23 protein-coding genes and 1 tRNA gene are annotated in these 25,132 nt (G+C 32.4%); 10 read left to right on the forward strand and 14 right to left on the reverse strand.

Annotated elements, in window-relative coordinates:
* Positions 1-8: 8 nt before the first annotated feature.
* The 6 genes from K1X16_RS09605 to K1X16_RS09630 all read right to left on the reverse strand — a co-directional run bounded on the left by K1X16_RS09605 (position 9) and on the right by K1X16_RS09630 (position 8,428).
* On the reverse strand, positions 9-569 hold the full coding sequence (locus K1X16_RS09605; protein ID WP_195870300.1) for an OmpH family outer membrane protein: 561 nt from the start codon (positions 567-569) through the stop codon (positions 9-11).
* Between the two features lie 257 nt (positions 570-826).
* A complete protein-coding gene (locus K1X16_RS09610) occupies positions 827-1,687 on the reverse strand; it encodes a class I SAM-dependent methyltransferase (RefSeq protein WP_225035933.1) in 861 nt (286 codons plus the stop codon).
* Positions 1,688-1,705: 18 nt separating this feature from the next.
* Positions 1,706-2,158 carry a hypothetical protein gene (locus K1X16_RS09615; RefSeq protein ID WP_195870302.1) on the reverse strand — a complete coding sequence of 151 codons (453 nt, stop codon included), beginning with the start codon at positions 2,156-2,158 and terminating at the stop codon, positions 1,706-1,708.
* Between the two features lie 324 nt (positions 2,159-2,482).
* Positions 2,483-4,354, reverse strand: a complete 1,872-nt coding sequence (gene mnmG, locus K1X16_RS09620) for a tRNA uridine-5-carboxymethylaminomethyl(34) synthesis enzyme MnmG (RefSeq protein WP_225035934.1) — start codon at positions 4,352-4,354, stop codon at positions 2,483-2,485.
* An 80-nt stretch (positions 4,355-4,434) separates the two neighbouring features.
* Positions 4,435-4,845 (reverse strand): rRNA maturation RNase YbeY, encoded by a 411-nt coding sequence (gene ybeY, locus K1X16_RS09625; protein ID WP_225035935.1) that lies wholly within the window; start codon positions 4,843-4,845, stop codon positions 4,435-4,437.
* Positions 4,838-8,428 carry a DUF4175 family protein gene (locus K1X16_RS09630; protein WP_225035936.1) on the reverse strand — a complete coding sequence of 1,197 codons (3,591 nt, stop codon included), beginning with the start codon at positions 8,426-8,428 and terminating at the stop codon, positions 4,838-4,840. Before K1X16_RS09630 ends, ybeY begins: the two co-directional genes overlap by 8 nt.
* Positions 8,429-8,978: 550 nt before the next feature.
* Between K1X16_RS09630 and K1X16_RS09635 the strand changes: the two genes are divergently transcribed.
* The 4 genes from K1X16_RS09635 to K1X16_RS09650 all read left to right on the forward strand — a co-directional run bounded on the left by K1X16_RS09635 (position 8,979) and on the right by K1X16_RS09650 (position 13,524).
* A complete protein-coding gene (locus K1X16_RS09635; protein WP_225035937.1) occupies positions 8,979-10,022 on the forward strand; it encodes an alkane 1-monooxygenase in 1,044 nt (347 codons plus the stop codon).
* A gap of 425 nt (positions 10,023-10,447) precedes the next feature.
* On the forward strand, positions 10,448-11,962 hold the full coding sequence (gene gltX / locus K1X16_RS09640) for a glutamate--tRNA ligase (RefSeq protein ID WP_225035938.1): 1,515 nt from the start codon (positions 10,448-10,450) through the stop codon (positions 11,960-11,962).
* A 115-nt stretch (positions 11,963-12,077) separates the two neighbouring features.
* Complete coding sequence (locus K1X16_RS09645) at positions 12,078-13,010, forward strand: SPFH domain-containing protein (protein WP_195870308.1); 933 nt, start codon at positions 12,078-12,080, stop codon at positions 13,008-13,010.
* The gene (locus tag K1X16_RS09650; RefSeq protein WP_225035939.1) at positions 13,003-13,524 is read left to right on the forward strand and encodes a hypothetical protein; all 522 of its coding nucleotides are present in this window, start codon (positions 13,003-13,005) and stop codon (positions 13,522-13,524) included. The genes K1X16_RS09645 and K1X16_RS09650 overlap by 8 nt, the downstream gene beginning before the upstream one ends.
* A gap of 82 nt (positions 13,525-13,606) precedes the next feature.
* Here K1X16_RS09650 and K1X16_RS09655 read toward each other — a convergent pair whose 3' ends face one another.
* Together K1X16_RS09655 and K1X16_RS09660 are read right to left on the reverse strand one after the other, a co-directional pair.
* Positions 13,607-13,813, reverse strand: a complete 207-nt coding sequence (locus K1X16_RS09655) for a hypothetical protein (protein ID WP_195870310.1) — start codon at positions 13,811-13,813, stop codon at positions 13,607-13,609.
* Positions 13,814-13,872: 59 nt separating this feature from the next.
* Complete coding sequence (locus K1X16_RS09660) at positions 13,873-15,876, reverse strand: glutamine--tRNA ligase/YqeY domain fusion protein (protein ID WP_225035940.1); 2,004 nt, start codon at positions 15,874-15,876, stop codon at positions 13,873-13,875.
* A 138-nt stretch (positions 15,877-16,014) separates the two neighbouring features.
* Between K1X16_RS09660 and K1X16_RS09665 the strand changes: the two genes are divergently transcribed.
* From K1X16_RS09665 to K1X16_RS09675, 3 genes are all read left to right on the forward strand, one after another.
* Positions 16,015-16,215, forward strand: coding sequence for a zinc ribbon domain-containing protein (locus K1X16_RS09665; RefSeq protein WP_225035941.1), 201 nt, complete (start codon positions 16,015-16,017; stop codon positions 16,213-16,215).
* Positions 16,216-16,611: 396 nt separating this feature from the next.
* Positions 16,612-16,989 carry a dihydroneopterin aldolase gene (folB, locus tag K1X16_RS09670; protein ID WP_195870313.1) on the forward strand — a complete coding sequence of 126 codons (378 nt, stop codon included), beginning with the start codon at positions 16,612-16,614 and terminating at the stop codon, positions 16,987-16,989.
* Positions 16,990-17,045: 56 nt separating this feature from the next.
* Positions 17,046-17,116 (forward strand) — tRNA-Cys (locus tag K1X16_RS09675).
* Positions 17,117-17,246: 130 nt separating this feature from the next.
* Here the strand turns inward: K1X16_RS09675 and K1X16_RS09680 are convergent.
* From K1X16_RS09680 to K1X16_RS09700, 5 genes are all read right to left on the reverse strand, one after another.
* The gene (locus K1X16_RS09680) at positions 17,247-17,930 is read right to left on the reverse strand and encodes a LysE family translocator (protein ID WP_225035942.1); all 684 of its coding nucleotides are present in this window, start codon (positions 17,928-17,930) and stop codon (positions 17,247-17,249) included.
* Positions 17,931-17,973: 43 nt separating this feature from the next.
* Positions 17,974-18,645, reverse strand: a complete 672-nt coding sequence (locus K1X16_RS09685; protein ID WP_195870315.1) for a head GIN domain-containing protein — start codon at positions 18,643-18,645, stop codon at positions 17,974-17,976.
* 12 nt (positions 18,646-18,657) lie between these two features.
* Complete coding sequence (locus K1X16_RS09690) at positions 18,658-18,894, reverse strand: hypothetical protein (protein ID WP_195870316.1); 237 nt, start codon at positions 18,892-18,894, stop codon at positions 18,658-18,660.
* Positions 18,895-18,896: 2 nt separating this feature from the next.
* Complete coding sequence (locus K1X16_RS09695; RefSeq protein ID WP_195870317.1) at positions 18,897-19,223, reverse strand: YbjQ family protein; 327 nt, start codon at positions 19,221-19,223, stop codon at positions 18,897-18,899.
* 107 nt (positions 19,224-19,330) lie between these two features.
* Positions 19,331-21,583, reverse strand: coding sequence for a ribonuclease R family protein (locus K1X16_RS09700; protein ID WP_225035943.1), 2,253 nt, complete (start codon positions 21,581-21,583; stop codon positions 19,331-19,333).
* Between the two features lie 832 nt (positions 21,584-22,415).
* Here K1X16_RS09700 and rpiB point away from each other — a divergent pair.
* From rpiB to K1X16_RS09715, 3 genes are read left to right on the forward strand one after another with little or no spacing between them, the layout of a single operon-like run.
* Complete coding sequence (gene rpiB / locus K1X16_RS09705; RefSeq protein WP_225035944.1) at positions 22,416-22,850, forward strand: ribose 5-phosphate isomerase B; 435 nt, start codon at positions 22,416-22,418, stop codon at positions 22,848-22,850.
* A gap of 31 nt (positions 22,851-22,881) precedes the next feature.
* Positions 22,882-23,793, forward strand: a complete 912-nt coding sequence (locus K1X16_RS09710; RefSeq protein WP_225035945.1) for a cation diffusion facilitator family transporter — start codon at positions 22,882-22,884, stop codon at positions 23,791-23,793.
* Complete coding sequence (locus K1X16_RS09715) at positions 23,793-24,236, forward strand: GNAT family N-acetyltransferase (protein ID WP_225035946.1); 444 nt, start codon at positions 23,793-23,795, stop codon at positions 24,234-24,236. The genes K1X16_RS09710 and K1X16_RS09715 overlap by 1 nt, the downstream gene beginning before the upstream one ends.
* Here the strand turns inward: K1X16_RS09715 and K1X16_RS09720 are convergent, their stop codons facing one another.
* Positions 24,237-25,073, reverse strand: coding sequence for an OmpA family protein (locus K1X16_RS09720; protein WP_225035947.1), 837 nt, complete (start codon positions 25,071-25,073; stop codon positions 24,237-24,239). It abuts the gene before it with no gap.
* Positions 25,074-25,132 lie beyond the last annotated feature (59 nt).

Below are 25,132 nucleotides of genomic sequence, written 5' to 3' on the forward strand. Positions count from 1 at the left end.
ATATTAGATTATTCTTCTGTAGATGCTTCCTCAGTTGCTTCTTCTTTTGTAGCATCTTTTCCGTTATATTCTTCGTTTATGGCATCCGTTACTTCATCTGTAATATCATTAACATCTTTACCATACAATACACTTCCGGCTTGGTTTTTTCCTAATATAAATGTGTAGCCATTTTTTTCTCCATAAGACTCAACAAACTTGTTCATTTGAGAAATTACAGAATCCATTTCTGTACGAAACATTTGTTCCATTTGCTGTTGTTGCATTTGCATTTGTTGCTGAATTGGTTGCCACTTCTGAGAGAATACTTGTGATTCTTCTTGTTGTTTTTGTGGCGACATAGAACCCAAACGCTGTTGAATAGATTGCATTTCCATTTGATAAACCTGAGCAATACTATCTCTTCGTTTCGTAAAGGCATCATTTTGCGTTTCAAACTTCTTTTCGATGTCGATTTTCATTTGATAGGCATCACTCACTTCTCCATTATCAATAAATCCAATTTTTTGTTGTTCTTGACAAGATGCTGCTGCAATCAAAACTGTTAAACCTAAAATTATTTTTTTCATTTTATTTCTGATGTTTAATTATTAATGAAAGCTATAAACTTTCATGGTTATGTTTAAATTTAATTTTTGCAAATGTATAAAAGATAGTGCGTGTTACGTGGAATTTTTTAACTATTGATGTTTTCAATAGTGATTAATAAATATTATTCCTAAAACCTATTAAAAATAACGCAAAATAAAGCGTTTTAAGGGCGTTTTAGTTTTTTCTGTTGTTATAGCTTGTTCATAACTATAACATAAAGACAGATGCTTTCAATTTAAGAATTAGTGTTCCTTAGCACGTAAATATGCGAAGAATACTCTCCTGATCGCTTGGCTTTGCGATTTGACTGCCATCCAACCCAAAATGCTTTAATCGGATTCATAAAACCAGATTTATATTTTTCAGAAAGTAAACAGACATAATAGGCATCAAATGTCATTGGTAAGGTTTTTACCAATTGCATCTGTTCTTTTTTAAATAATTCAGAAATAGATCTTTTTGAAAAATGCCATAAGTGTCTCGGCACATCATATGCTGCCCAAAAGTTTTTATAGAATTCCGCATCATAACTTTTATAATTAGGAACTGCAATTACTAAAGTGCCATTTGGCTTTAATAATGATTTAAATAATGCCACGTGCATTTCTAAGTCTGGTAAATGTTCTAACACATGCCAAAGGGTAATTACATCAAAACTATTGGGTTTTAGTTTTGCTAATTCTTCGGTTTCAAAAACAGCATTATTGGTTTTAGAATTCGCAATTTGCCTTGCACTTTCGTTAGGCTCAATTCCTGTAATCTTCCAATTATCTTTTAAAGCTGTTTCTAAAAAATCACCTGTTCCACATCCAATATCTAAAAGTGATTTTGATTCTGACTGAAACGAATTGATTAATTTCAATTTACGTTTTAGGGAAATTTCTCTCACTTTATGATACACCAATTCTAATAAATTTCGCTTCGTATCTGTATGCGAAATGTAGTCTTCACTTTTGTAATATTCAGACAATTTTTCACCTTTCGGTTGCGGAAACGTTTCTAGCATATCGAGTTCAGAATTATGTAATAATTGAAACTCTTCTTTAGAAACAGAATGGTCTTTTAGTGTTAGATATGTTGGGTTTTGTTTTGGCACGGAAAAAGTATGTTGGGTTTAATTAGATTCAATGATTATCTCTTCTATCTCAGTTTTAAAAATTGCCGTTTCATCCCAAAACTTATCTTCTGTAAAAATATCAACAACACGAATTGCTTTTGGTAATTTATCATAATCCCTAACAACAAAATCGAAATAGAAGAAACAATCACACGAAGTTAATGGATATTGTCCATCTTCAGAATGAGGTCGGTCTAATGTTACAATCAATGTGTCATTTTTCTCAGTAATGTTTTTGAAATAAGCTTGTTCCCAAGAACAATTTAAAACATAACCTAATGATACTTTCAGGTTTTTATTTTCAATTTTTTTAGTGAGAATTCCTATTGAATCTAAGCCATAATCGCTTCTACACTCAGATACTCGAAATTCTTCTACTCTTTCATTAAGAGGCACCTTTTCTTGTTTGGCACAACTAACAATAAAATTAAAACCAATAATAAATAGCAAATATTTTTTCATCCTAACAAAAAACATCTGTTTCAATTTACAAACATAATGCACCAAATTTTCGAACAATATAATTGTAAACTTTTTATAATAATTCATTCTTCACTAACACCCCTAAAGTCCCCTCAAGGGGACAATCGTTCTAAGAAACTTTATAGGTCTAGGATAAAAATCTTATTTCAAATTGAAGAATGAATTTTTCAATGCACTCAATTCTGATTTGGTAAATTACCCCCTTTGATGGGTGTTTTTCAATCCTTTTATCATAATTGTTTCACGTGGAACATTAAAATTTTAATCATGAAATTTCTACTTTCGTAGGAATTAACGTCCTAAATAAACCAACAAAACAGAAATATCATTAGGTGAAACTCCGCTAATTCGAGAAGCCTGAGAAATGGTTACAGGTTGAATTTTATTTAATTTTTGTCGTGCTTCAATACTCATCGATTTCAATTTTAAATAGTCAAAATCTGAAGGAATCTTTAAGTTTTCTAATCGATTTAATTTGTCTGCATTGTTCTTTTCCTTTTCAATATAACCCGCATATTTTACTTGAATTTCTGTTTGCTCTATAACTTCCCTATCCAAATTATGAGATTGAATATAATCTTCTACAGCTTCAAATTGTCTAACATCATCTATCGTAATATTGGGTCTTGCATACAATTTAAACATCTTATCCTGCTGCTTAACCGGTGACGAATTTTTAGATTCTAGCACAGGATTTGCTTCTTCTGGAGTCACACTTGTGTTTCTAAAAAACTGAACAAAAGCATCCGATTGTGATTGCTTTTCTTCCATCCGTTTTAGACGTTTTTCTGAAGCTAATCCTAAATCATAACCTTTTGGAGTTAACCTAAAATCGGCATTATCTTGTCTTAATAAGGTTCTATATTCTGCCCTTGAGGTAAACATACGATAAGGCTCTTCCGTTCCTTTCGTTATTAAATCATCTATTAAAACACCTATATAAGCTTCATCTCTTTGTAATGTAAAAGCCTCCTTTTCTTGCACTTTTAAACTTGCATTTATTCCTGCCATCAACCCTTGAGAAGCGGCTTCTTCATATCCAGTAGTGCCGTTTATTTGTCCAGCAAAATATAAACCCTCTACTAGCTTTGTTTCTAAAGTATGCTTTAATTGTGTTGGCGGAAAATAATCGTATTCAATTGCATATCCAGGTCTAAAGAATTTTACATTTTCAAAACCTACAACAGAACGTAATGCTTTAAACTGCACATCTTCTGGTAAGGATGTAGAGAACCCATTAATATAATATTCGCATGTATTCCAACCTTCAGGTTCTACGAATAATTGATGTCTATCCTTGTCTGCAAATCGATTTATCTTATCCTCTATCGAAGGACAATAACGCGGTCCAACACTTTTAATTCTACCATTAAACATAGGTGAACGATCAAACCCTTCGCGCAACAAATCGTGTACTAATTCACTTGTATAAGACATATGACAAGAGCGTTGTTCCGTTAAAGGTTTTGTGGTATCTAAATAGGAAAACTTTTCAGGGATTTCATCACCTGGCTGTTCAATCATTTTAGAAAAATCTAAGGATCTTCCATCGACTCTTGGTGGTGTTCCTGTTTTCATTCTTCCAGATTCGAAACCAAGATTTACAAGTTGTTCCGTAATTCCGGTTGCTGCTCTCTCTCCTGCTCTTCCCCCTCCAAAATTCTTATCACCAATATGAATTAAACCATTTAAAAACGTTCCATTTGTAAGTACAACCGTTTTAGCTTTTACTTCAATTCCTAAAGATGTTTTAACACCAACCACCTTATGATTTTCAACAAGCAGTCCTGAAACCATTTCTTGATAAAAGTCGAGATTTTTAGTGTTCTCTAATAACAACCTCCAGTCTTCAGCAAAACGCATTCTGTCAGATTGTACCCTTGGACTCCACATAGCAGGTCCTTTAGATTTATTCAGCATTTTAAATTGAATAGCAGACGTATCTGAAACAATACCGCTATAACCTCCAAGCGCATCAATCTCTCTTACAATTTGTCCTTTTGCAATACCTCCCATAGCAGGATTACAAGACATCTGAGCAATATTTTGAAGGTTCATTGTAATTAATAATGTCTTACTTCCCATGTTTGCAGCAGCCGCTGCAGCTTCACTTCCAGCATGTCCTGCTCCAACTACAATAACATCATAAACTTCATTAAACATATCTTAATTTCTTTTTGTTCCACGTGGAACACTTATTTGTAAAATAACTAGCTTGCAAATATACAATGAAAAGCTAGCTTCTAATTTCGTTTTTCTAAGTAGTAATCTTCTTTAGATCGCATCAATTTTTCATCACTTTCTGACTTATCTTTATAACCACAGTAATGCAAAATACCGTGAATAATTACACGTGCCATTTCATCTTCGAAACTCGTATTAAACTCTTGAGCATTTTCCTTAACACGATCTACAGAAATATAAATGTCACCATGTAGTTCTTTTCCTACTGAGTAATCGAAGCTAATAATATCTGTTAAGGTATCGTGATTTAGGAAATCGACATTTAATTGATGTAAATAATCATCTGAACAGAAGATGTAATTAATCTCACCTTCCTTACAGTGTTCCTCTAAAATAGTCTCGGTAATCCATTTAGAAAAATCACTTTCATTTTCTAAATTAAAATTGGTTTCGTAGTTAAAACTAATCATCGCTCTGCTTAAAATACTGTTGAATCTTTTTCTTATAATGATTCTGCAAAGGTAGTGCTTGACGATTTAAAATTTCAATGGTATTAAAATATTGTTTCGCCGTTGGTATTTGACTTGGATTTGTTTGATTAAATTCTTTTGTATTCGTTTCAGACTTACGTTTAGAGTCTTGACCTTGCATAAAGGTTGCATTCTCTAATTTTAATAACTGATGTTGCAAATCCATCATCTTCTGAAGCGTTTGATTTGTAAACCCAGAGTTTAGCAAATCGAGTTCAATATCCTCCATTTGTTTAATCAATTGACCAGCCGACTGAATCTTTCCATCTTTAACTAATCGATCTTCTAAAGCTTGACGTAATTGTTGTTGTTGCTGATATATTTTAAAGAGTTCACCATTTTGTTCCTCACTTCCACCTTCACCATAACCATCATTTTGCTCACCTTGTCCATCGTTCCCGTCACCTCCATTTTGGCCATCTTTACCATTTTTTCCACCCTTTCCACTTTGGTTTCCTTCACCATTTTGTTTTCCATTCTCACCAGATCGTCCACCTTCACCTTGTTGACCTTGCTGTTGTCCTCCTTTACCGCTTTCACCACTTTGACCTTCTTTACCAGATTTACCTGATTCACCAGGTTTTTCACCTTCACCCTCTTTACCTTTTTCACCATCTTTACCTTCTTCTCCTTCAGATCCAGGTTTTTCGCCTTCATTTCCTTCTTCACCTTCCTTACCTTTTTGGCTCTTCTTAACACCTTCCTCCATTTGTTTGTTGAGTTCTTCTTGACTCATTATAATGTCTGGTAGCTGTTCTCCACCTTCACCTTGACCAGGTGATGGGTTCATAGACATTTCCATGTTATCTAAAACATTACTTAGAAAGTTGGCTAATTCATTGGTAGCGGTTACAGCATATTGCTGCGCACCAACACCTTGATAAAGTCTGTTTTCTGTTAATAAATCAAGCGCTTTGTCTATATTAAAATAGACGTCAGTAATTTGAGAATTTACTTGTTCTGAAATTTTGGGTTGCCTTAATGATAAGGCAAATAAACTATCGTCAATGTGTTCAAAATGCGATCTTAGATTGCTCTGTTCAATAATGTATTTTCCGTACTTATTATTATTAATACCTATACTCTCAAAAGTATTCATAAGGTCTTCTTGATCAAACGAATAGCGTAACAAATTCTCTAATATTTGACGTAATGCATCAATATCTTCCGCCATTTGCTCACCAGAACCACCACCTCCACCAGACGATTTCATCATGTCGCTCATTTGCTTCATCTTTTTAGCCGCTTTCTTTTGCTTTTCTTTAGCCTGTTCTTGCTGCTCTTGAGCTTCTTGTGATTTCCCTTTAGATTGGTTGTCTTCTTTTTTTTCTAAGGCTTCTTTAGCTTCCTTTTGATCGAATTTTATTTCATCTTCTAAAAACTCATCTCTCGGAAGATTCATTGGCTTTTGAAGTTGTCTATCTTCACGTTGTAACTCTTCAATATCCTTTTGAAGTTTATCAAATTCCTCATTCAATTTTTCTTGAGCCTCTTTAGTATTATCCTGCTCTTTTTCTGACAATTTTTCTTGTTCTTCAGCCAATTTTTCTAAAGCATTTGCTACTTTTTCAGCTTTCTTCATCATGTAAAAACGCTTTGTCAACTCTAAGAGTTGTTTCATGCTGCGTTTCTTATTTTTATTTTGCTTGGCTAATTCTTCAAGTTTTTGAGTGAACTCTTCTTTATTAATTTTATCCTGTAATTTTTCAAGCTCTTCGAGTAACTTTTCGTCTTTTTTTAGTTGCTCTTCATTTTCTTTTAATCGTTCCTTTAAGTCTTCTTTAAATTGATCCTCTTCTTTATCTTCGTTTTGAAATTCTTCTAAATTATCTTGCAGTTTCTTGTTGAAATTTTTCATCAACTGTTCCTGATTTTTCTGACGTTTTAAAAACTCTTCAAATTTCTTCTTGTCATTAAAATTTAGCTTTTCTTTTTCCTTTTGAGTTTTGGAAATTTCTTCAAGCTTTTTGTCTTGTTCTTGAAGTTTATCGTAAGTTTTACTAATGTCCTTTATGGTTTCGTTTTGTTCATTGAGTTGCTTCTGCTCTTCTTCGTCTTTAGTTAGTTTTCGGTAACTGAATGTTGCACTTTTTGTGCGTTTATAATTATTAAGGACATCATTATCGAACACCTCAAAATAGAGTTGGTAACTCACTCCGTCTTCTAAATTAAACTGATTTGGAAAGGCACTTACAAACTCACTAAAATTTGATTTTGAAATCGCAATGGGTTCAACTACTTTTTTAGATTCATCTTCCGTTGGGTAATACACCAATTGTAGCTTCGTTAAGCCATAATCATCGCTCGCTTGTCCATAGAAATAAAGGCTTTGTTGATCTATGGAGTCCTTTTGAACTTTAAGCTTCATTTCTGGATACGTATCCTTAACTACATTAATGTTATAAGCTAAATTCTCGTAATCTTTTAAATCCTCATTACTTGTGGTAATGCTATAATTGTAATTCTTAAAAAGTCGTTTGGTAGTTTCAAAATTACCTTTGTCATTGGATGTAAAACGCAAGGTGTCTTCAGCATAAATTTGAACTCCAGTTGTAGATTTTGTCTTTGCTTTCCACGTGACATTTGTGCCTTCTGGAATAACAGCAGAACCTGTACTTTTTAAAACCTCATCTTGCTTTTTGGTGTGTGATGGATAATCTAAAACCATTTCGAAATTGACCAAATTTGGTGTGTTAACCACAGTCAGTTTGTATGGTTTTGAGGTGACATCATTTGCAGATAATGTAAATTCTATAGCTTCTTTTGGCAGACTGAAAGTGTATTGAAATTCACCTGGTGCAACTTGTTGTAAAAAGTACGATTGACCGTTGAATTTAATTTGTGCATTCTCAGGAATGACGTTTCCTGCGGTTGACACATTCAACTTAAAGTCTTTATTTTCAATTGCTTGTAAATTATCATTCAATACAAAAAACTGAAATGGTGCTGGTGGCTCGTAGGCCGTTTTATAATTTACAACGCGTTCGTAACTGTCGCTAAACCAGTTAATTTTTCCTGTGGCGAATGATAATAATATAATAGCAATAGGAATGGCTGCGTATTTTAAATATTTGGTATTCGACTTAAAATTAATGGCTGACTTAAAAGGAATAGGTTGTAGTTCTTGCGACTTCTGCTCTATACTGGCAAGTAATAAATCCGATTGTTGTGGATTTTGATTTAATTGAAGAACATTCAACAATTTATCGTTGACTTCTGGAAAATGACTTCCTATTAATTTAGAGGCTGTTTCAAAATTGATGCCTTGTCGTAGCTTGAATAAATGCGCTAATGGAATGGCTATAAATTTTACGAAAAGTGCTAATTCTACGGCGATGAATGTCCAGAATAAAATTGTTCTTGCTGTTGGGTTTAGCCATAGTACGTATTCTATAAATAAAGTAATCATGAGGTACAATAAACCAGCAGCGAAAAATAGTATGACGCCTTTTAGTAGTTCATTGGTGTAATACCGTTTTATGAACTGTTCTAGTTTTTGTTTTATGGTTTCGAAATTACTCATTTATTATTTTCTCTTATTTCTCTGTTCATTTTGTCTTGATACAAAACGAACCAAAAAATCAAAACGATTTATTAGGAAATTGCAAGCACCATTCGCTGATGAATTAATACGTTTTGTACTTTATAAAATTTACGTTCCAATCCTTGATTTTGTAAATTAACAACGATTTTGGCTCATTATTTCTGAAAATCGTTGTGTCCGACTTTGTCCGAACTTTGGTATTTTACAATCTTTTTATTTTCGTTTATTAAGTTAGTACATTAATTGTAATTTTCTAACATTGCTTACTCTAGTCCTTCTCTGTTTCTGTATCTCTTTTTTCTAATGTTTCAATACACATTTCTCATAGCTCAGAACTAAAAGCTAAAGACTCAGTACTAACGACTCATAGCTAATAACTGCCTAAACTACGATTTTATTTTAAATGCAATTTCGGGAAAATTGGTAAGATTCTGTTAATTTAGAGGATTTTAGTGTTAAATTGAGTGGAAATTGAACTTTACACACCTTAAAAAACCGTTTCCAGTGTTTTCAAGATTAATAAAATTCCATGAAAGACCTTAAATACATCGCTGCATTTTCCATTCCTGTTATGGCATTTTTAGGTCTATTTTTAAAAGGTTATTGGGTTTGGGCAACACCTATTTTTGCGTTTTTATGTATTCCTATTTTAGAACTTATTTTTCCAGTAGATACTGATAATTTAAAGCCTGATGAAGCCGACAATAAATTAAAACAAAAACTGTTTGATTGGTTATTATATTTAAACCTTCCTGTTGTTTATGGTTTAGTTATTTATGGCTTATTTACCACATCATTTTCAGTGTTGCAAACCTATGAATTTGTCGGTATTATCTTTTCCGTAGGAATTGTTTTGGGTGTCAATGGTATTAATGTCGCTCACGAACTTGGTCACAGACAAACCACCAACGAACGATATTTAGGTAAAGCGCTACTTCTACCCGCTTTTTACATGCACTTTTATATTGAACACAATTTTGGACATCATTTACATGCCGCAACACCTGAAGATCCTGCGACTGCTAAATATAACCAGAGTGTGTATTCCTTTTGGTTCACATCAACTCTAAGACAATATTTTAATGCATGGAAAATTCAACTAAAATTGCTTAAAAACAACAAAAAACACTTCTTTTCGCTTAAAAATGACATGTTTTGGTATGTTTTTATTCAAATTAGCTATGTCATAGTCGTCGTCGTCATTTTTGGAATTTCAGGTTTAATATTCGCCATTTTTGCAGGAATAGTTGGGTTTATACTTCTCGAAACCGTGAATTATATTGAACATTATGGTTTATTGCGATTAAAAACAAAATCTGGACGGTATGAGCGTGTAAAAGAAATACATTCTTGGAACTCTAATCATGTTATTGGCAGAATTGTGTTGTACGAATTAACCAGACACAGCGACCATCATTATAAAACGTCTAAAAAATATCAGATTTTAGATTGCCATGATGAAAGTCCACAAATGCCTTATGGCTATCCAACGTCTATGGTGTTAGCCATGGTGCCTCCATTATGGTTTAAGATTATGAATAAGCGCGTACCTAAGACTATGATAAGTAATTAATTTGCGATCTAACTAAAAATCGTCTTGATTCATGGTATCACATTCAAGTTGAAATTTTTACTTATTATATTCATTCTATTTGGCCGTTTCAATTATATAGAGATGAACTCATGATAAGTTTCGCAGTTGACTTGATACATAACCCTTCAACTTTGCTAAGGGTAAAACAAGCCAAAAAACATCAAAACGATTAGTTCAGAAATTACGCATCCACATTTTATGTTTTAATTCGGTTTTCGTGAATGCATTGGTATTTCTAATTCTTTATAAAATTAAAACTGTATTTATATTCTGTTAGTCTAATTTCTATTATCTAACCTCTTTGCTCTTTTTTCTTTGTTCTAAAATCTTATCAAACTATCTTTGTGCATTAATGATTTTCTGAAATAAATTCAGAATAACAAACCCTTTGAGAGTTTACTATTATGTCTAAAAACGTACGTGTGCGCTTTGCACCAAGTCCAACAGGACCATTACATATTGGTGGTGTTAGAACCGCTTTATTCAACTATTTATTCGCTAAAAAACACAATGGTGATTTTGTACTAAGAATTGAAGATACCGATCAAAATAGGTATGTTGAAGGTGCAGAAGATTATATTGTGAAATCCTTAAATTGGTGTGGCATTACTGTTGACGAAGGTCCTGGAATAAACGAAAAATTTGGACCATACAGACAAAGTGAACGCAAGCATTTATACAAGCAATATGCGGATCAATTAATTGCAAAAGGCAAAGCCTATTATGCGTTTGATACCGCTGAACAATTAGATGCTGAACGCAAAGCTCATGAAGCAGAAGGCAAAACCTTTATTTATAATTGGCATAACCGTGAAAAAGGACGTTTAGTTAACTCTTTAGTGTTAACAGAAACAGAAACTAAAGCTAAAATTGAAGCCGGTGATGATTATGTGATTCGTTTTAAATCGCCTCAAGATGAAACCTTACATCTTACTGATATTATTCGTGGAAATATAAAGATTGATACGAATATTTTAGACGATAAAGTTTTGTTTAAAAGCGATGGCATGCCAACCTATCATTTGGCGAATATTGTTGATGATCATTTAATGGAAATTACACATGTGATTCGAGGTGAAGAATGGTTACCATCTTTAGCCTTGCATCAATTATTATATGATGGTTTTGGTTGGAAAGCGCCTGAATTCGCGCATTTACCATTAATTTTAAAACCAACAGGTAAAGGAAAATTAAGCAAGCGTGATGGCGATAAAATGGGATTCCCTGTGTTTCCATTAGAGTATACAGCACCAGATGAAACCGTTTCAAGAGGTTATAAAGAGGATGGTTATTTTCCGGAAGCTGTAGTTAATTTCTTAGCGTTTTTAGGATGGAATCCTGGAACAGAACAAGAGATTTTTAGCCTAGAACAATTGATTTCAGAATTTGATTTAGGAAAAGTACATAAAGCAGGTGCACGTTTTGATCCGGATAAAACCAAGTGGTTTAATCATCTTTATATGCAACAGCAATTAGATTTAGATTTAGCGGAACAGTTTAAAGCCCTTCAACCAGAATTGGCAGAAATCGATATTAATTATATTGCCTTGGTTGTTGGTTTAATAAAAGAACGCGCCACATTTGTTCAAGATTTTTGGGACTTAAGTCATTTCTTTTTTACCGCTCCAACGTCTTATGATGAAAAAGCGTCTAAAAAAGCTTTGAAAGATGAAACTCCAGCATTGCTTCAAGAGGTTATTAACATTGTGACAAGAACCTCAGAATTTACAGTTCAAAATTTACAAGCCAAAACAAAAGGCTGGATTACTGAAAATGAAATTGGTTTTGGAAAAGTAATGATGCCATTACGATTGGCTTTGGTTGGTGCATTACAAGGTCCTGATGTATTTGATATTATGTTTATGATTGGAAAGGCTGAAACTGTGAAACGTATTGAAGCTTTAATGAAGACCATTTAAAAACGACTCTTTTCCATTTACATATAAAAGCTCGTACTAAATACTTTTAACTTAGGACTTGTGCTTTAAATAAGTTATTTTTAAACGATTATATTATTAATTTAAATAACAAGTTATGGGTGATTTTTTCTTAGTTCCAATTATAGTATTGGGTGTTTTTATTGTGATTTCAGGTCTGTTTGTTGTAAAACAGCAAACTGCTGCAATTGTAGAGCGTTTTGGTAAATTTCATAGTATTAGGCATTCTGGATTAAAACTTAAAATTCCGTTAGTAGACAAAATTGCCGGACGATTAAGTCTAAAAATTCAACAACTCGATGTTATTATAGAAACGAAAACTTTAGACGATGTTTTTGTAAAACTAAAGGTTTCTGTACAGTATAGAGTAATCAAAGAACGTGTCTATGATGCTTTTTATCAGTTAGATTATCCGCATGAACAAATTACAAGTTATGTTTTTGATGTCGTACGTGCTGAAGTACCAAAAATGAAATTGGATGATGTTTTTGTTAAAAAAGACGATATCGCCTTAGCTGTAAAAGCAGAATTAAATGATGCTATGATGGAATACGGATTTGATATTATAAGAACATTAGTAACTGATATTGATCCAGATCCACAAGTAAAAATAGCTATGAACCGTATTAATGCGGCAGATAGAGAAAAAACAGCGGCACAATATGAAGGTGATGCACAGCGTATTCTTATTGTTGAAAAAGCAAAAGCTGAAGCTGAAAGTAAGCGTTTACAAGGTCAAGGTATTGCTGACCAGCGACGCGAAATTGCTCGTGGTTTAGAAGAGTCTGTTGATGTTTTAAACCGTGTTGGTATTAACTCGCAAGAAGCCTCTGCTTTAATTGTTGTAACGCAACATTATGATACATTACAAGCCGTAGGACAAGAAACCAATAGTAACTTAATACTATTACCTAATTCACCACAAGCTGGTAGCCAAATGCTAAACGATATGGTGGCTAGTTTTACAGCAAGTAATCAAATTGGTGAGGCTATGAAAGCTCAAAAAGAGAAAAAAAAGAATGATGAATAAATTAAAAAGATTAGTGCTATTTGTAAGTATAGCAACAAGTCTAAGTGTAGTTTCTCAAACTAAAGCTGATGCATTAAAAGATGCTAAAATTACATCTACGGCAACCTTAGAAATGGATTATAAAACCGTTCTTAAACACACGCTTCCGTCTGTATTAGACATGATGGGAGGCAAAGACGCAGCTTTAAAAGTTATTGAGGCTACTTTTGAAGGTATGAAAGCACAAGGTTTTGTGTTTGAAAAAGCAGATATTATTGGTGTATCTGAAATAGTTAAAGAACAAGGACAGTTTAGATGCGTTGTAGAAGGTTACAATCAAATGGTAATGTCTAATCAACGTATTTCTTCAAAAAGTTACCTTTTAGGAATTTATAATGAAACCGATAATTACTGGTGGTTTATTGAAGCCAAACAATTACAGAATGACGCTTTAACACAACAAATTCTTCCTGATTTTAAAACCTCATTAGAGATTCCGGAAGACGATTTAAAAATGGAACCTATAGACGATTAATAAAAAAACCTCGAAAATAATTTTCGAGGTTTTTGCTTTTTAGAAGTACATAAGTTTGTTATAAAACTTCTGGTTTTACGCTCTAATGTTTTTCTTTATATTTATCTCTAATTTCCTTTAGCTCATTGAGGTATTTCTCTAAATCGTTTTTATCTAAGCTTGCTTCGTTATTAGAACCGTTAGGTAATGTACTTCTAGTTTCGCTTAAATATTTTTGAAGCTCAGGGTAATTGTCTTCAATATCTCTAGTGACTGATGAAATTTCTGCTAATATATCTGTGTTTTTCATAATTTAATCGGTTTAGCCTAATATACAAAAATACACAGCGAATAGCTCTCAATGAAATGTTAAATCTCAGCTGCTTCAGCTACTAAAACATCATTTTTATCCGCTTTTGCTTTATCTATAAACTCATTAATAGCGTCATTTTTCTCTAAGCCATTTTTAAGCAACACCTTTAACGCAATTAAAGTTACGATACGTGTACCTGCTTTTTTTACAGCTGTGCCAAATAACGGCTCTAAATCATCGTACGAAACCTCTTTAGCTAGCTCTTGTATCTCTGCCTTAACTGTTTGTTGCTTTTCATCAGATAATTTAGTGTATTTCTTTCCAAATTGTTGAATAACACTAATAGCTGAGCGCTTCTGCTGTTGTGGTTTAGGTTTATTCTGATTGTTTTGAGGTTTAGGTTTTTGTTTTGCCCAACTATCTCTTAGTCCAACCGTTTTATTAAATACCAATTTTTCTGCTGTAGAATCATCATCGACATTAAAATAACCTAAACGCTGAAACTGGAACCGCTCACCTACTTCAACTTCTGCTAAACTTGGCTCCAAATAACCTGTTTTTATAGTTAAAGATTTTGGGTTTATAAATGCCATAAAATCCTTATCCTTTTGGCTATCTGGCGACTCGTGCATAAACAAACGATCGTATTCTCTAACTTCGGCTGTAATGGCGTGTTTTATAGATACCCAATGCAAGGTGCCTTTTACTTTTTTAGAGGTGTCTTCATCATAAGTACAATGGATTTCTGTAATGTTTCCATTGGCATCTTTAACCACTGAATTCGCTTTGATGATATACGCGTTTTTTAATCGAACTTCACCACCAAGTTTTAACCTAAAATACTTACTGCCTGCTTCTTCTTTAAAATCGTCTTTTTCGATATAAATTTCTCTTGAGAATGGCACTTTTCTATAACCAGCGGCTTCATCTTCTTGATTATTTTCGGCTTCTAACCATTCTTCCTTGTCTTCAGGATAGTTAGTAATCACTACTTTTATAGGATCTAAAACCGCCATAACACGATTAGCTGTTTTGTTTAAATCTTCACGAATACAAAATTCTAAAAGTGATACATCAATGACATTTTCGCGTTTAGCAACACCTACCTTTTCAATAAATTTTCGAATAGAATTTGGTGTATAACCACGACGACGTAAACCAGAAATGGTAGGCATACGTGGATCGTCCCAACCCGATACAATACCTTCTTCCACCAAACGCAATAATTTACGCTTGCTCATTATGGTATAACTGAGATTTAAGCGTGCAAATTCGCGTTGTTTTGGAGGCATTGGTAACTTGTCTTTTGCATAATCATAAACATGATCTCTAAACCAATTATAAAGCTCTCTATGCGGTTTAAATTCTAATGAACATAAACTATGCGACACTTGTTCTATATAATCGCTTTCGCCATGCGTCCAATCGTACATTGGATAAATACACCAATCGTCACCAGTTCTGTGGTGTTTTGCAAACATAATACGATACATAATAGGATCTCGCATTAACATATTTGGATCTTCCATGTCGATTTTAGCACGCAATAAATGTGTACCAGCTGGAAATTTTCCGGCTTTCATGCCTTCAAATAATTCCAAATTTTCTTCAACACTTCGATTCCTGTATGGACTATTGGTTCCCACTTGTGTTGGTGTCCCTTTTTGTTCTGCCATCACTTCAGACGATTGCGAATCAACGTACGCCTTTCCATCTTTTATCATTTGAACTGCCCACTCGTATAACTTCTGAAAATAATCAGACGAGTACAATTCATTTTCCCATTGATAACCTAACCACGAGATGTCTTTTTTAATAGCATCGACATATTCTTGCTCCTCTTTTGCAGGATTGGTATCGTCGAATCTTAAATTAACAGGTGCATTATAAGTTTCACCTAATCCAAAACTAATACCAATGGCTTTGGTATGACCAATGTGTAAATAACCATTTGGTTCTGGTGGAAAACGAAAACGTAGCTTCTCTTTTGGTAAACCGTTTGCTAAATCTTCTTCTATGATATGCTCAATAAAATTGAGTGATTTTTTTTCTTCTGACATCTTTATAGGCATTAGGTAATAGGAATTAGGAATGAGACAAATATCCTACATCACTAAATCGTGGGTAAAATTAAACAAAATGTAACATTTATTCATCATTTTAGACTGATAGTATGAACCAAAAAACGATTATAGATTATGAATTATAAATGTCCTAAATGCCATAATACGACTTATGATATAAGCGAAATGAGAGCCACAGGTGGAAGGTGGTCTAAAATATTTGATATTCAGAATAAGAAATTTAGCTCTGTAACTTGTAAAAAATGTAGTTATACTGAGTTTTATAAGGCTAAGACTGGTGCTTTGAGTAATATTTTTGATTTATTTACGAATTAAGTTAGCAGGTTTAAGAATATAGACTTAAGACCGCTTCGCTGTTAGAACCTAGAATAAAGACTTATTTAGTGGTAACTGATAACATTTTGTCTTTATTTGATTATTATGATTTTAACTCTTTCTCATGAATGTCACTTCGACTACACTCAGTGACCATAACCGACGTCACTCAAAGAAATACGCGTAACATTCAAATTAGTAGAAAGTAAGGCAGATTCATCAAGAAATTAATTCCTCATAATTTATGAAAATTTATTTTAAAATAGGTGAGGTTTTAAAGAAGCATAAAAGAATTTTTAAATAATTAACATCTATTTATCAATGAGTTACAATTTAGTCTTTGTTCTAGGTTCTAAAAGCGAAGCGGTCTAATATCTTTTATATTATTTTTGTTTCATGGGAATAATAAAAGTTGAAAATATAAGGGTATTTGCTAATCATGGTTGTTTAAAAGAAGAAACAGCGATTGGTAGTGATTATCGGGTAGATTTAAAAGTAAAAGCGAACTTAAAAACATCTTCAAAAACAGACGAACTCAGTGATACTGTAGATTATGTGTTTTTAAATAAAGTCGTTAGAGACGAAATGGCTATACCTTCTAAACTTTTAGAGACGGTTGCTAAGCGTATTTTAAACCGTGTTTTTAAAGAATCTTCTATAATAACAAAAGCCACAGTTGCAGTGAGTAAAATAAATCCTCCAATTGGTGGTGACGTTGAGATGGTTACGATTAAAATGAGTCAAAAGCGAAAAAAGCAAACCTATTTAGGCTAAAACATATATAATTTTTATATTTGCGCTCTCAATAAATTTATTGGGATTATTAATAAGGTGTCGTGGCCGAGTGGCTAGGCAGTGGTCTGCAACACCATCTACAGCGGTTCGAATCCGCTCGACACCTCAAGAAAGAGATACTGAAAAGTGTCTCTTTTTTTATTTATACCTTTTTATAAAAACGTAATTAAGGATAGCACTATCTAAAACGATTCACTCGAAACTTTTGGAGATACAACACCTCAGGTAATTTATTATTAATCAATAGGATTAACCTTCTCAATCTGCTCAATACTCTTTTCATAAACCTCAGGAAAAAGGCCTTGAACTAAAAGAAAAATACCAAAGACTAAAATGACTAAAGACACAATTTTTTTTGTCTTAAAAACGCGCCTTGGTGTTAATTTACTACGTAATCGTTTTGCTGCGGCAATTTTTACTAAATCTGATAAAAAGTACGAAATTAACATCGTTGTAATAAAGATCGTTACCCCATTTTCAGAAGTTGTAATAGACGTCCCAATTACAATAAAACCTAACCAACCTAATAGCACACCAATGTTAATAAAATTGAGTAAAAATCCTTTTACAAAAAGTTTACCATAATCTTTCTTTGGCAGTTGAATTCTATGATGTTCTCTTACAATTGATCGGAACGATTTTGAAGTTTTTATAAAGCTAATTAGCCCGTAAACAATAAGTAAAACACCTCCAAAAACCAGCAGTTTAGGATCATCTTTAATTTTATCTAATAGTGAATCCGTGCTAAAAAGGATGACAAAAATAAAAACAATATCTGCGAAAATAACACCAAGATCAAAGACAACAGCACTCGTAAAGCCCTTTGTAGCACCAGTTTCTAGTAATACAAAAAAAACTGGACCAATGGTAAAGGCTAAAATTATTCCGAAGGGAATAGCTGTTAAGATATCGTCTAACATGTAAAACTTGCGGTTTACACAAATGTAAGAAACTCAACGGAAATTACATACGTTTTATTTTTCCGCCTAGGATAGTGCTTTCGTCAACTTGTTTAGGTTTTCCGTAAATATACACGTTACCACCTGCTTTTATCCTAACATTTGCGTAGGCTGTTGCATGCACATACGCTTCACCACCAGCATTTATACTGATTTCTGTTTGTTCAGTAACAAAATCTTCACCATTTAAATTACCACCTGTATAAATTGAAATATCTTGATTTTTAGAAGTTCCTGAAACATTAATAATACCTCCTGTTACTGCTCTTAGATTAGCATACGTTGTTTCTAATGCTGCTGTAATTTCTGCACCTTCTTGTACTCTTAGATCTAACTCATATTGTTTAATAGGTTCTTTAACAGTTACTTTTGCGCCTTCGTTGGCATCAATTTCATCAACTGACGTATAATATAGCAATACAACCGTATCGTTTCCATCATAGCTTTCTCTAAGATTCATTCTTATTTTAAGTGTTCCGTTGTTATTTACAACTTCTACATCCTTTTGATTTTTACCTGAAATAACGACTTTATTTTCATCAGAAGCCATCATTTTAAGGTTAATTAAATCGAATACTTTTACGGTTGAAAATTCACCTACAGCCTTTTCAATTGTTGCTTGAGAATGACCAATACTTCCTAATGAAAATGCTATAATTAAGATGATATATTTCATATATAGTTAAATTTATTTTATGACAATTATCTTTTTACTGAACATCCATTTTAATTGAATTTGATCTCCAGATTGTTTTTTTACAATACGTCTTTGTGGTGTTAAAATTACAGTAATCACTGCAGATAAAACGGCTAAAACCATTTGATTGATATCTACAAAAATAGCTTGAATGCTAAATCTTACCATGATATATATAACGGCAAATATTAAAAAAACGTATAATCCTGCTTTTGTACTTGTCTTCATAATTAAACGGCAACTTTTACGGCTGTTCCAGTAATTGAAACAATTAATGTATTTGTAGTTGATAGTGTTTCAATATCTATTTGCACACCTACAACAGCATTAGCACCAATAGCTTTAGCATTATCTTGAAGTTTTTGAAACGCTTCTTCTTTAACATGTTCTAATCCTTTAGCATAGGCTTCATAATATTTTTGCGAACTGAAAATATCCTTAAAAGACATACTTTTTCCTTTGTAGGAATGTGTAGAATTAAAAGAAATACCAGTAACTATACCTAAATAATCTATGATGTTATGGTTTTCTATTGAATTAGTGGTTGTAAGAATCATATATGGTTATTTATTTATAAGTATTGTTTTAAGTTAAAATATAGCAGTTTATAAAGAAAGGTTCTCGATACATTTTATTCATTCTTCATAAAACACTCGAACTGACGTTATTTATCACTTCCTTTAGGTTTACCTACCATATAAAAATCTAAATGTTTTTTAGTTAAATCTGCATTCTTAACTTTTACAATAACCTCGTCACCAAGCTGGTACATGGTTCCTGTGTTTTTACCCATCATAGCGTATTGATCTTGATCAAACTGATAGTGATCGTCTTTCATATCTCTAACACTCACCATACCTTCACATTTATTAGAAATGATTTCTATATAAATTCCCCAATCGGTTACTCCAGAAATTACACCTAAAAATTCTTCGTTTTCATGATCTTGCATAAAACGAATCTGCATGTATTTTATAGAATCGCGTTCGGCCTTAGTCGCTAAATATTCCATATTACTAGAGTGTTTACATTTCTCTTCGTAAATATCTTGATTTGCCGATTTTTCACCATCTAAATACTGTTGTAAGAGACGATGTGCCATCACATCTGGATAACGACGAATTGGCGACGTAAAATGACTGTAATAATCGAATGCTAAACCGTAATGACCAATGTTATGTGTGGTATATTCGGCTTTAGACATGGTTCTAATCGTTAAGGTATCTACTAAATTTTGTTCTTTTTTACCTTCGACATCTTTTAATAAATTATTTAAAGAGGATGAAATACTACCTTTATCTTTAAAATTTAATTTATGTCCAAAACGTGCCACTACATTTTGTAATTGTGCGAGTTTCGATTGATCTGGCTCATCGTGAACTCGATAAACAAATGTTTTCTCTGGTTTTTTCTTTCCGACAAATTCAGATACTTTTCTATTGGCTAATAACATGAATTCTTCAATCATTTTATTAGCATCTTTACTCGTTTTAAAGAAAACTCCAACTGGATTTGCATCCTCGTCTAAATCGAATTTTACTTCAACTTTATCAAAAGAAATGGCACCTTCTCGCATTCGTGTTGAACGCATTTTTTTTGCCAACCTATCCATAACTAAAACCGCTTCTGCTATATCTGGTTTGGTTTTATACTCTTTTCCTGTTAGAGAAACTTCTTTTGGAATATTAAGCTTTATGAGATCTCTCGACTTCGCTCGAGATGACAAATTGTACTTTGGATTATTTTCTATGATGGCTTGTGCTTCTTCGTAAGCAAAACGCGCATCAGAATACGTAACAGTTCTTCCGAACCATTGGTCTTTAATTTCGCATTTATCATTCATTTGAAACACGGCAGAAAAGGTATATTTTTCTTCATGTGGACGTAACGAACAGGCTCCATTAGATAACACTTCTGGCAACATAGGAACAACACGATCTACTAAATAAATAGATGTTGCACGCTCGTAAGCTTCATCGTCTAAAATAGTTCCTGGTTGTAAATAATGTGAGACGTCTGCAATATGAATTCCGACCTCATATAAGCCATTATCTAAGACTTTAAAAGATAATGCATCATCAAAATCTTTAGCGTCTTTAGGATCTATGGTAAAGGTTAAATCTTTACGCATATCCCGACGTTTTGCTATTTCTTCGTCTGTGATTGACGTATCTATTTTATTGGCAAAGGCTTCCACCTCGTGAGGGAATTCTAATGGTAAACCGTATTCTGCCATGATAGCATTAATCTCTGTACCATGTTCTCCAGGTTTTCCTAGAACCTCAATCACTTTTCCGTTTGGTGAATCTGCTTTTTCTGGCCAATCTTCTAAAGATACTAATACTTTATCCCCATCTTCGGCCTTTAATGTTTTATTGATAGGTACAAAAATATCTGTGTACATTTTGCCACTATCGGCAACTACAAAGGCAAAATTCTTTTTATCGTGAATTTGAATGGTCCCAACATATTCTGTCCGTGCACGTTTTATAATATTGGTAATTTCTCCTTCTTGTTTACCTCTATGTTTTCTTCGATACGCGTAAAATTCTACTTCGTCACCATCTAAAGCTTTATTAATATTATTAGAGGCGATGAAGATGTCTTCTTCAAAATCATCTGAAATAATATAGCCATTTCCTTTAGAAGCCAGATCTAAAATACCAGTATGATATTCGGTATTAACAATGGCTTTAAATTTGCCACGATCTACTTCTTCAATTTCTTGTTTAGCTTTAAGCTGCTGAAGTTTTTTTATAATTTGATTGCGACTACTGGCATCATTTACACCGAGTTTAGCTGCAATTTGTTTATAGTTAAAAGTTGAGTTTCTATCTTTTTTTAAAATACCTAAAATGGTATTTGTAAGGTTGGAAATCTTATTATTTGATGATTTCCTTTTTTTCTTTTTTGTCATTTAATTTGTAATCATATTCATTTCCTATAAGTGATAGGAATTCTTATTTAAAACTTAATCAAGGCGAAGAGAGGTTATTAAGTTTACACAAAGTTACGTTTTAATTTTTTAATAGTGTTTAGGTAGTGTTAAATTAATGAAAAAACGCTGTAAAATCTACAGCGTTTTTATTTAAAGTATGTAATAAAAACTATTCTATGATTAGCTTTTTAGAGGCTTTTCCTTTAATGGTTTCTATTTCTACAAGAACGTTAAAATTTCTTTTTTTTAGAGTTATAAACATATATATACATATAATCAGTTTTCTTTTAAAATTTAAAAAAAATAATAGTGGTTATTATAGCTTGTTAATAGTTGATATAACTTTTTGAAGTTTTGTTTTGAATATTCATAGTTTACAATTTACAACCATTTAGTTAACATTAAATTTACATCTAAAGGCTTCATTTTTAAGTAAAATTGAAAAGCTATTAACAACTGTTAATAACCAATGTTAATAGAATTGACTGATATGTATTTTTAAAATTACTGTTGATTTCACAACTTTTTGGTTTGATAACTTTTTTTAAAAAAACAGCTAACTAATTAGGTTTATAACTTTTGATTTTGGTTTGTAAAAATATCTGGATAATCCTAATTTTTATTTTCAATAGTTGTGAATAGCTATTAACAATTTGCCTTCATTTTATTTAGAGTTATTAACAATGATATTATGTATAATCTAAAAACGCATTTTCAAACTTAAAACTAATGGATAACTAAGGTCTTATAAGTTATGCTTAGTTGTAAGCAATTATTAACTTTGATGTCTAATAAGTAAAGACAATTTATTATGACTATCTCAATAGGAAACGATCACGCAGGACCAGATTACAAATTTGCCATTGTAAAACATTTAGAAGCTAAAGGCTATACTGTTACAAATTATGGAACAGATAGCTTAGATAGTGTAGATTATCCAGATTTTGTACATCCTGTAGCTAAAGATGTGGAAGACAAAACCGTAGATTTTGGTATTTTAATTTGTGGTAGTGCCAATGGTGTTGCTATGACGGCTAATAAATATCAACATGTAAGAGCTGGTGTGTGTTGGACCAGTGAAATTACGGAATTAACACGTTTACATAATAATGCAAATATTATTTGTATTCCTGCACGTTTTACCTCAATTCCACAAGCGATTAAAATGGTAGATACTTTTTTAGAAACGGAGTTTGAAGGTGGTCGTCATCAAAACCGTGTAGATAAGATTCCTCTGTCGTGTTAACTATAAGATATCAATTTTAAATTGATATAATATGAGCCACAATCACAACCATTCTCACGGTCCTAAAGATTTAAAAGGGCAAAAGTTAATAATTTCAATACTCATAAATATTGTTATTACTGTAACTCAGGTTATTGGTGGTTTAGTTTCTGGAAGTTTATCATTATTAAGTGATGCCTTACATAATTTTAGTGATGTTGTTTCTTTAGTAATTAGTTATGTCGCTACTAAATTATCGAAGAAAAAAGCCTCTATTAATAGAACTTTTGGCTATAAACGTGCCGAAATTTTAGCAGCATTTATCAATGCTAGTACACTTGTTATAGTCGCAATTATTTTAATCTTTGAAGCTGTAAAACGTTTCAAGAATCCTCAAGAAATAGAATCTGGCTTAGTGATTTGGTTAGCTGTTTTAGCCATTGCAGGTAACGGTTTAAGTGTTTTATTATTAAAAAAAGATGCTAAGAATAACATTAATATGCGATCGGCATATCTGCATTTGCTTACCGATATGTTGGCTAGTGTGGCTGTATTAATTGGTGGTTTATTAATGAAATACTATCAATTATTTTGGGTCGATAGTTTATTAACCTTATTAATTGCTTTATATTTAATTTGGGTTGGTTACGATTTATTAAAAACATCCATACGCATGTTAATGCTGTTTACACCAGATCATATTAATATTAAAGATGTTGTAAGAGTGGTAAATGATTTCCCTAAAGTTAAAAAACTTCACCATGTGCATATTTGGAATTTAAGTGATGACGAATTGCATTTAGAAGCCCATTTAGATTTAAAAGAAGATATTTCTACGACTGCCTTTAATAATTTACTTATAGACATTGAAACGGTCTTACATGACGAATTCAATATCAACCATGTTACCATTCAACCAGAGTTCAACAAAGAAGACCCTAAAGAGGTCATTGTACAAGATTAATGCTAGATATAATAACAAAGAATTTCAACGAATTAACAACGCAAGAACTTTATAATATACTTCAATTACGAAGTGAAGTTTTTGTAGTAGAGCAAGATTGCGTGTACCAAGATATCGATGGAAAGGATCAAAAAGCACGTCATGTTTTGGGTTATAAAAACGACGTATTAGTGGCTTACACACGTATTTTTAAACCAGGCTATTATTTTGACGAATCTAGTATTGGTAGAGTCGTTGTGCAACAAAACGCACGAAAGTTTAAATATGGTTACGCGATTATGGAAGCTTCTATAGAGGCTATTAAAATGCATTATAACGAAACTACTATTAGGATTTCTGCACAGATGTATCTAAAACAATTCTATAATAATTTAGATTTCAAAGCGGTTGGTGAAGCCTACCTAGAGGATGGTATTCCGCATATAAATATGATTAAATCTTAATTATTTTTTTTCGTAAATACGTGTCACTAAAATTTCTACACGTCTATCTAAGTGAGGTTCACCTCCAAGTGGTGCTTTTCTACGCATACCAGAAAATTTCATTCGGTAATGTTTAACGCCTTTATCTACTAAATAATCGTAGATAGATTTTGCACGCGCAACAGATAGATTACGTTTTTTTGTTTTACGATCTATCGCATCTCTTTCACCTTGTGTACAGCATACATGGCCTTCAATAGTGAAATAAACATTAGTACGTTCTACTAAAATTTCAGCAATTCTATCGAGTATAATTTTAGATTCTTTTGTTAAGTAGCTATAGCCTGTTCTAAATAATAAGTTTTCTAATAGAATTTTATCACCTTCTTTTAAATCACCTTTTAATAAATCTTCAGCCTTGTTTACAACAGGTTTTTCTTCCTTAGGTTTTGGTGGAAATACTGGAGTTACAATGATTTCTACTTTACGGTTTAAACCTCGTATTTTGTTAAGATCATTTTCTTTAATAATATTGACTAAAATTTTACCCTTTCCGTCGACATTAGTCATTTTAGTCTCATCAAATTCATTATTAGAAAAGACTTCTTTTATGGCATCTGCTCTATTTTGAGATAAAACGAGATTATAATTATCACTACCTCTATCGTCAGTAAAGCCGTAGATAGAAATTTTTTCTATATCGACATCTTCAATTTCAGATAAAAATAATAATAATCTACTGTGTTCAGTTTCAGGAATATCGTGCTGATCGGTTTCAAAATACACCTCATGCTTCAATTCTTTTTGAGCAAAAGAAAGTTGAAAAAATAAGCATAAGAGGATAATTAGGGGTTTCATGTTTCTATTATAATTTTCTTACTTATAGAAAATAGTTGTGACGCTAAATATAAATAATT

The organism is Winogradskyella sp. SM1960 (assembly GCF_020179375.1).
Taxonomy (GTDB): domain Bacteria; phylum Bacteroidota; class Bacteroidia; order Flavobacteriales; family Flavobacteriaceae; genus Winogradskyella; species Winogradskyella marina.